Here is a 3,709-nt window from a genome sequence, read left to right on the forward strand (position 1 = left end):
CTCTCGGACGGGGCGTTCGCCGTTCTCTTCATGCATGGGCCCGGTGGGGTCGGCAAGAGTGCGCTGCTCGGGGAGATGGCGGAGGCCGCGCGGCAGGCCGGGGTCACTCCGGTGCTCGTGGACGCGCGGGCCCTCACGCCCGAGGCGTCGGCCTTTCTGCGGGCCGTGGAGGCGCTGGGGGCGGGGCGGTACGCGGTGCTCGTCGACACCTACGAGATGCTCGCTCCGCTCGACGACTGGATCCGGGAGCAGTTCGTTCCGGGGCTGCCCGCCGACACCGTCGTCGTGCTCGCCGGACGGGACGCGCCCTCGGCCCGGTGGATCGCCGACGCCGGTTGGCACGAGTTGCTGCGTGTGGTGTCCGTGCGCAACCTCAGTCCGTCGGAGACCAGGGACTATCTCTCCGTTGAAGGCGTCCCGGGAGAGCTGCACGAGCGGATGCTGGAGCTCGCGCACGGGCATCCGCTCACCCTTGCGCTGCTCGTGGACATGGTGCAGCGGCAGGAGGAGGTGCCCGGGGCGCTTCGCGCGGCGCCCGACATCGTTCGGGCGCTGCTGGCTCGGCTCGTCGACCAGGTGCCCGGCCCCCGGCACGCGGAGGCACTCCAGATCTGTGCGCACGCGCGGTTCACGACCGAGGAACTGCTCCGAGGCATGCTCGGCGACGACGCCGGGACGCTCTTCCACTGGCTGAGAACCCTGTCGTTCGTCGAGGAGCGGGAGTTCGGGCTGTTCCCGCACGACGTGGTGCGGGACATCCTGGACGCCGATCTGCGCTGGCGCGACCCGGACGGGTACGCGGGGCTGCACCGGCGGCTGCGGGGCCACTTCGTCGAGCGGGCGCGGAGGTCCGCCGACGACGAGCGCGTCAGGCACCAGACCGTCGCGGACATCATGTTCCTCAGCAGGGACCACCCCATCGTCAAGGGGTACTGGCGGCTCACCGGGCTCGGGCAGCTGTCCGCCACCGGGCTGCGGCCCGGCGACGCCGAGACCGTGCTCGCCATGACCCGCGAGCTGCAGGGCGAGGCACAGGCCGCCTGCGCGGCGCGGTGGATCGAGCGGCAGCCCGCGGCGTTCGGGGTGTTCCGGGACGGGACGGGCGAACCGTTCGGGGCCGCGGCGTACGTGGAGCTGAGCGAGGACGGCATCGGGGACGATCCGGGCGCGCGGGCGATGTGGGAGCACGTGCTGCGGCACGGGCCGCCGCGGCCCGGGGAGAGCGTCATGGCCTGGCGGTTCTTCGTGGACACCGAGCCGGGCGCGCGGCCCACCCGGTCCGAGACCATGATCCGGCTCTGGCACGGGCAGGAGATCATCACCGGGGCGCGCAAGGCGTGGGACCTCGTTGCCGTCCCCTCGGAGCGCGAGTACTGGGACCCGCTGCTGTCCTTCTTCGACTTCCACCACGCGCCCGAGGCGGCCTTCCGGATCGGCGGGCACCGCTACGACGTGTACGCCCACGACTGGCGGGTCCTCGGCGTCGACGAGTGGCTCGCGCTGACGGCCGAACGCGAACTCGGAGCCCCCGTCACCGCGGCCGGCCCACCCGAACTGGTGTTGTCGCAACCGGAGTTCGCCGACGCCGTCCGCGCCGCGCTGCGCGACCTGCACCGCGCCGACCGGCTCGCCGGCAACCCCCTGCTGCGGTCCCGGCTCGTGCGCGGGGCCGACGACCCCGCCGGGGAGCTGCGCGGGCTCATCGAGGAGGCCGCCGCGACGCTGCGGGACGACCCCCGCGAGGAATCGCTGCACCGAGTCGCCGACCGGACGTTCCTCCGCCCGGCCCCGACACAGGAACGCGCCGCCGAGATGCTCGGGCTGCCGTTCAGCACCTACCGGCGGCACCGCAACCGGGCCGTCGAGCGGATCGCCGGATGGCTCTGGGAACGCGAGCTCTACGGAGGAAACGGCCACCGAGTGGACGGCTAGTGGCCTGGCGGGTGGACAGCGGCCCGCCGCATCGTCGCCTCATCGACCGACATCGGGAGGCACGAGATGCGAGTCATCGGAGAGCACGCGGTGGTCCTGGGCGCCGGCATGGCGGGACTGCTCGCCGCGCGGGCCCTGACCGGGGCGTACGAGCGGGTCACGATCATGGAGCGCGACGGCGCCTTGACCAGGGAGGCGCGCAAAGGCGTCCCGCAGGGCAGGCACGCCCACGTCCTGCTGCCGCGCGGGCAGCGGACCCTGGAGGACTTCTTCCCCGGCCTGGAACGGGAGCTGGTCGACGGCGGCGCGGTCGTCGCCGACCCGGGGACCGACCACCGGTTCGTCATGGGCGGCCGCACGCTCCTGCGGCGGGCCGGTACGGAACGGGCGATCCAGGCGAGCCGCCCGTTCCTGGAGCGGGCCGTCCGCGAGCGGGTCGCGGCGCTCCCCGGCGTGCGGTTCGCCTGCGGGCGGGACGTCGTCGGGCTGCTCAGCGGCGGGCCGGGCCGGATCACCGGCGTGCAGGTCATGCCGAGGAGCGTCGGCGGCGCCGCCGAGGAACTCCGCGCCGACCTCGTCGTCGACGCGATGGGACGCGCCGGCCGCACCCGGTACTGGCTGGAGCGGCTCGGGTACGGTCCCGTGCCCCGCGAAGAGATCAACATTGGTGTCGGCTACGCCTCGCGCCCGATCCGTCCGGCGCTCGCCGCGCGGATCGGCAGGGCCGTCGTCGTGGGACCGCGGCCGGGGCGGTCGGCGGGCATGGCGCTGGTCGCCGTCGAAGGCGACCGGTACCTGCTGACCGTCGCCGGGCTGAACCGGCGTCCGCCGGCCGACGACGACGGTTTCCTCGCCTTCGCGCGGGAACTCGCGCCGCCGGACGTCTACGAGGCGATCCGCACGGCCGAGCCGCTCGGCGGCATCGCCACGCACCGGTACTCGTCGGACCTGCGCGTCCGCTATGAGAAGGTACGGAACCTGCCCGAAGGGCTCGTGGTCACCGGCGACGCCCTGTGCAGCTTCAACCCGATCTACGCCCAGGGCATGACGGTGGCCGGCCTGGAGGCCGAGGCACTGCGCCGCTCCATGCGGGAGGGTCCGCACGGCCTGGCCCGGCGGTACTTCCGGGCGGTCGCGAAGACGCTCGACGACCCCTGGCGCATGGCGGTCGCGGCGGACCTGTCCCTGCCGGAGGTGGAGGGCCGCCGCAGCCCCGCCATCAAGATCATGAACGCCTACGTGGACCGCGTCCAGGCTGCCGCAGCCCACGATGCGGGGGTAGGGGAGCAATTCTTCCGGGTCGTCGGCCTCCTAGACCCGCCGACGGCGCTCATGCGCCCCGCGGTCCTGGCACGTGCCCTCCTACCCGGCGGTCGCGGTCCGGTCGCGGGCACTGTCGCCAGGGAAGAGCACGCCACTGCTTGAAGCTTCCATTGCACCGCCACGCCCACCTACCTGAATGATCACCTCACGGGTCGTGCGGCCGGAGGCGCCCCAAGCGCCGGAGGTCGCACGACCCGACGCACGCGGCGCCGTTTCACGAGACGCGCCAGCGGATCGGGAAACGGCGCCCCGTGCGCAATGGGGGGTTCCAGGGTCGCTCCCCCTGGGCAATACGCTGTGAATATGCGAACTGGCGTGGCGGGGTTGCTGGATGTTTGCTGCGTGCTCGTGTTCGTTGCCATCGGGCGTGCCACGCATGAGGGGGCTGCGTCCCTTACTGGGTATCTCGGGACGGTCTGGCCGTTTCTCGTCGCTCTGGGGGCCGGGTGGGTGC

General features: G+C 73.3%; 3 protein-coding genes. All 3 read left to right on the forward strand.

Features of this window, described 5'->3' with window-relative positions:
• The coding region (locus E1266_RS36160; RefSeq protein ID WP_207946131.1) for an ATP-binding protein at positions 1 to 1,932 on the forward strand (1,932 nt) is incomplete at its 5' end.
• 66 nt (positions 1,933 to 1,998) lie between these two features.
• Positions 1,999 to 3,357: an FAD-binding monooxygenase gene (locus E1266_RS36165; protein ID WP_207946132.1), complete on the forward strand. Its 1,359-nt coding sequence runs from the start codon at positions 1,999 to 2,001 to the stop codon at positions 3,355 to 3,357.
• A gap of 201 nt (positions 3,358 to 3,558) precedes the next feature.
• Positions 3,559 to 3,709 (forward strand): DUF3054 family protein (locus E1266_RS36170; RefSeq protein ID WP_132054938.1); only part of this gene is annotated, 151 nt, incomplete at its 3' end.

This window comes from Actinomadura sp. 7K534, assembly GCF_004348575.1.
GTDB classification, from domain to species: domain Bacteria; phylum Actinomycetota; class Actinomycetes; order Streptosporangiales; family Streptosporangiaceae; genus Spirillospora; species Spirillospora livida.